This window comes from Clostridium sp. CTA-7 (assembly GCF_054768095.1).
The window spans coordinates 1-330 of sequence record NZ_BAAAAV010000036.1; the positions used below are offsets into that span (position 1 = coordinate 1).

The following is a 330-nucleotide window of genomic DNA, read 5'->3' on the forward strand; positions in this document are numbered from 1 at the left end:
TAAAATGTACCCCTTGTAAAGGACATTATGAAAAAGACCGTGCTAAGTTAAGAAGATGATTTCTGTATTGAACAGGAGTCATCTTCTTTAAGTTCCATTGATATCTATATTCATTATAATAAGTCATATATCGGTCTATCTCATTTCTAAGATCTTCTAAAGTTTGACACGGCTTTATGTTGACCTCATCTTTAAAATGTCCGAAGAACGATTCCTGCRGCGCGTTGTCCCAACAGTTACCGCGCCTAGACATAGATTGACCCAAGCCGCAATCTTTTACTAGCTTTTGAAATTTGGGACTTGTGTAATGTGCACCTTGATCTGAGTGAA

At 37.4% G+C, this 330-nt stretch carries 1 protein-coding gene; it reads right to left on the minus strand.

Annotated features, from left to right (window positions below):
- Positions 1-25: 25 nt before the first annotated feature.
- Positions 26-330, minus strand: a 305-nt coding sequence (locus ACYUEX_RS18775; protein WP_460289464.1) for an IS3 family transposase, incomplete at its 5' end; no start/stop codon positions are given.